At 51.3% G+C, this 4,218-nt stretch carries 4 protein-coding genes; 2 read left to right on the top strand and 2 right to left on the bottom strand.

The features are described from left to right. The first annotated feature begins 385 nt into the window (after nucleotides 1–385). Together glmS and rbr are read left to right on the top strand one after the other, a co-directional pair. Entirely contained in the window at nucleotides 386–2,233 is a 1,848-nt protein-coding gene (glmS, locus tag K2H17_RS07375; protein WP_300133239.1) for a glutamine--fructose-6-phosphate transaminase (isomerizing), read from the top strand. Nucleotides 2,234–2,383: 150 nt separating this feature from the next. Beyond that, complete coding sequence (gene rbr, locus K2H17_RS07370; RefSeq protein WP_300133237.1) at nucleotides 2,384–2,962, top strand: rubrerythrin; 579 nt, start codon at nucleotides 2,384–2,386, stop codon at nucleotides 2,960–2,962. 152 nt (nucleotides 2,963–3,114) lie between these two features. Here the strand turns inward: rbr and K2H17_RS07365 are convergent, their stop codons facing one another. Then, complete coding sequence (locus K2H17_RS07365) at nucleotides 3,115–3,927, bottom strand: SDR family oxidoreductase (RefSeq protein WP_300133233.1); 813 nt, start codon at nucleotides 3,925–3,927, stop codon at nucleotides 3,115–3,117. Nucleotides 3,928–3,960: 33 nt separating this feature from the next. Then, nucleotides 3,961–4,218: mannonate dehydratase (locus K2H17_RS07360; RefSeq protein ID WP_300133230.1), on the bottom strand; the 258-nt coding region annotated here is incomplete at its 5' end.

Below are 4,218 nucleotides of genomic sequence, written 5' to 3'. Positions count from 1 at the left end.
TCTCTTAAGCTCTACCGCCGTAGGCCTTGCTTCTTAAAAGCGAGTGCAAAGGTAGACATTTCTTACATTCCCTCCAAATCTTTATGGGTATTTTAACAGAAATTTAACAGTTGAGGCATTTATACCTTATATAATAATAAATAGATTGGGAAATCAGACAGAAATTAGTATCTTTGCAAAATATTTGAGCAAAACCCAATAGGAATCTAAAATTCCGATTCGGAAAAATCGCGCGACCATGATTCGCTATGTAATAATAAACGCGCGGCCTCTTGCATTCAAATCAAAACAGTAATTTTAAATTCTTAATCAGTCGGATTGCGTCATGAACCATTCACGGCGCATGAGACAAACGACACTAAAACACAACTTTTTTTCAAAACTTATGTGCGGAATTGTTGGCTATATCGGTTCAAACCGAGCTTATGACATCCTGATTCAAGGTCTCAAGCGCCTTGAGTATCGCGGTTACGACAGTGCCGGAGTGGCATTGGTAGATTGTGACGGCAAGTTGAAAATACATAAATCACAAGGTAAGGTATCAAACCTTGAAAGCATAGCCTCCGGCGGAAATGTCGAAGGCCACCTCGGCATTGCACACACCCGCTGGGCCACCCACGGAGAGCCCAACGACATCAATGCCCATCCCCATGTGTCGCAGAGCGGCATGATCGCTCTTGTCCACAACGGCACCATCGAGAATTATGCAGTGCTCAAGAAAGTGCTGATGGAGCATGGCTATGAATTCAAGAGCGAGACCGATACAGAAGTTCTGGTCCAGCTGATCGAATACATCAAGCTCACATCCTCATGCTCACTGCTTGACGCCGTTCGCGAAGCTCTGCTTCAGGTCGAAGGCGCCTATGCGATCGCAGTCGTTGAGCAAAACGAGCCTGACACGCTGATCGTGGCACGCAAAAGTTCTCCGCTGGTGATCGGCGTTGGCGAAAACGAGACCTTCATCGCTTCTGACGCAACCCCTATCGTCGGCTACACCGACAAGGTGATCTATCTCAAGGATAATGAAATCGGAGTGATCCGCCGCGGCGAACCCGTGCAGGTGCTCTCGCTGTTCAACAACGAGCCCTCGACCATCAGCATCCAGAAGCTCAAGCTCTCCCTTGCCCAGCTGGAAAAGGGCGGCTACGACACTTTCATGCTGAAAGAGATCTTCGAGCAGCCCTCGACCCTCCGCGACTGTCTGCGCGGACGCATCGTCGACAACTGCCACCGCGTCACACTTTCAGGCGTCGACCTCAATCAGGAGCGCTTCAAGACAGCCGAAAGAATCACCCTCGTGGCTTGCGGAACCTCATGGCATGCTGCCCTGATCGGCAAACGCCTGATCCAGGACTTCTGCAAAATGCCGGTAGAGGTTGAATACGCATCGGAATTCCGCTATGGCAACCCGGTGCTCAACGAGAAAGACATCGTGATCTCCATCAGCCAGTCGGGCGAGACTGCCGACACTCTGGCCGCAATCGAACTTGCCAAGGAAAAGGGAGCGTTTGTCTACGGTATCTGCAACGTTGTCGGCGCTTCAATTCCCCGCACAACAGACTCCGGTACTTATATCCATGTAGGTCCTGAGATCGGCGTGGCCTCGACCAAGGCTTTCACCGGCCAGGTGACAGTGCTGACTCTTCTGGCTCTCTCAGTCGGCCAGCTCCGCGGCGCTATTGACCAAGAGACCCTCCACGAAGTGCTCACCGCGCTCAACAAGATCCCTGAGACCATCGAAGAGGCTCTCAAGATTGATCCGGAAGTGAAGAAACTCTCACGCATCTTCTCCTATGCCCACAACTTCCTCTACCTCGGCCGCGGCTACAACTACCCCACCGCTCTCGAAGGCGCTCTGAAGCTGAAAGAAATTTCATATATCCACGCCGAAGGCTATCCGGCAGCTGAAATGAAGCACGGCCCGATCGCTCTGATCGACCATGACATGCCGAGTGTGATCATCGCGCCGAGCGACTCGCTCTATGACAAAATCATTTCCAACGTGCAGCAGGTCAAATCACGCGGCGGCGCCGTAGTGGCAATTGTCTCCAAAGGCAACAAAGCCATGAACGACATAGCCGATTTCTGCATCGAGATCCCCGAAGTGCCCGAATGTCTCACTCCTCTGGTGGCTTCGATCCCCTTGCAGCTTCTGGCCTACTACATCGCTGTCAACAAGGGCAAAGATGTGGACCAGCCCCGAAATCTCGCCAAATCGGTGACAGTAGAGTAAAATCTACCACCTTATTATATATAAGTTTCTGCCGGGCCTCTCAGAGGTTGCCGGCAGAAACTTTTTTCAGTCATGCGCTCAACCTTTCGCCGACCTTGGAAGTTTATATTAGACACACAGATTCTCAACTCACACAAAAATCATAAATCTATGGCTAAGAAAAATATCAAAGGCACACAGACCGAAAAAAATCTTGTCATCGCCTATATGGCAGAATCAGCTGCTTACACACGCTATACATATTACGCCAAACAGGCCGACAAGGAAAACTACTTCCCTATCGGCCAGATTTTCCGTGAAACCGCTGACAATGAACTCCACCACAGCAAGGTGTTCTTCAAATTCCTTAAAGGGGGCTCGCTTGATGTGACTCTCAATGTTGATGCAGGCGTTATCGCCGACACAGCGTCCAATCTTGAGACAGCAGCCAAGGAAGAGGAGACAGAAGGTGTAAAATTCTACACCGAAGCCGCCGCAGTGGCCGAGAAAGAAGGTTTCGCAGAAATCGCCGAACGCTTCCGTTCGATAGCTGAAGTCGAACAGCACCACTATGACCGCTTCATGGCATATCTGAAGCAGGTCAAGGATGGCACCGTGTGGAAACGCGACCATAAGATCAAATGGCAGTGTTTGGTCTGCGGATATGAAGTCGAGGGCAAAGAGCCGCCGAAAGTATGTCCCGGCTGCGATCACCCATATCAGCACTACATGGCTCTCGATATGGATTAACATTGAGAACGCTGAAAGATACACCACTCAGATTTTAACTCTTGTTTTTAAACCTCTGAATAAAAAAAGTCATGACCGCGCCTCCACTGAGGTCTCGGTCATGACTTTTTTTATTTATCACACAGCCGTCAGCAGGCTGCGCTTTCCGGATTTTACATTGCAAAGGCATTGAAGCCGCCATCGACAACAGCGACAGTTCCGGTCACGAAGCTGGCTGCATCGGAAATCAGATACTGGATCGTTCCGCAAAGTTCCTCCGGTTTGCCGAAGCGCTTGAACGGAGTCTGGCGGATCACATCAGATCCACGCTCAGTGAGCGAGCCGTCGGGATTTGTCAGCAGCGCACGGTTCTGGTTAGTGAGGAAGAAACCGGGAGCAATGGCATTGACGCGGATCGAGGGAGTGAACTTAGTCGCAACCTCATTGGCAAGAAAAGCGGTGAAATTCGAGATTCCGGCCTTGGCGGCAGCATAGCCGAGCACACGTGTCATCGGGCGGAAAGCCGCCATCGACGAGAAATTGACAATCGAGCCTTTGCCGGCCTCGACCATCGGGCGCAGGAAGATCTGCGTCGGAAGCACCGTGCCTGTAAGGTTCAGATTCAGCACTGTCTTGAAAGCCTCAATCTCTACATCGAAGAAATTGCCTGTCGGCGCAATCGTCGCTCCCGGCATGTTGCCTCCGGCGGCATTGAGCAGAGCATCGACACGACCGTATTTTGCCATAACGGCATCACAATTGGCCTGCAAGATCTCAGCGTCCATCACATCGGTCACCAGAAACATTGCTTCGCCGCCTTTGGCCTCGATTTCGGCCACAATCCCGTCACCTTCTTCCTTGCGGCGTCCGAGGATGACAACTTTGGCCCCCTGAAGGGCAAGATATTCTGCGATGCAACGGCCAAGCACACCTGTGCCGCCGGTGATGACCACTACCTGGTCTTTCACTGAAAACAATTCATTCATTACTGATAGATCTTAGAGGTTGGTGTTACTACATTAGACATTCTCGGAATTGACAGTGGCCATGATGCCGGAAACCATACCCAGGGCAAGCATGCGGCCATGAAACGAATATCCTGCGTTGTAGCCCATCCTGTCATCTCCGAGCATCAGAGGGGCATGGTCAACACGCATCGGCACTCCGGGACGCTCGCGCTCAAAGGTGCGCACCACATCAATCAGGCGCGGATCAAGATGAGTCGACTCCTTGAAATCACCGTTGGGGAGCACATTGCAGATACGGGCGTGGACAAA

Source organism: Duncaniella sp. (assembly GCF_029054785.1).
Classification (GTDB): domain Bacteria; phylum Bacteroidota; class Bacteroidia; order Bacteroidales; family Muribaculaceae; genus Duncaniella.
The sequence above is the reverse complement of the archived record's forward strand: the minus strand, read 5'-3'. Positions and strand labels throughout refer to the sequence as shown.

Excerpts from the sequence above, each read along its gene's own strand:
- glmS (WP_300133239.1), top strand. The coding sequence starts at position 386 with ATGTGCGGAATTGTTGGCTATATCGGTTCAAACCGAGCTTATGACATC.
- rbr (WP_300133237.1), top strand. The coding sequence starts at position 2,384 with ATGGCTAAGAAAAATATCAAAGGCACACAGACCGAAAAAAATCTTGTC.
- K2H17_RS07365 (WP_300133233.1), bottom strand. The coding sequence starts at position 3,927 with ATGAATGAATTGTTTTCAGTGAAAGACCAGGTAGTGGTCATCACCGGC.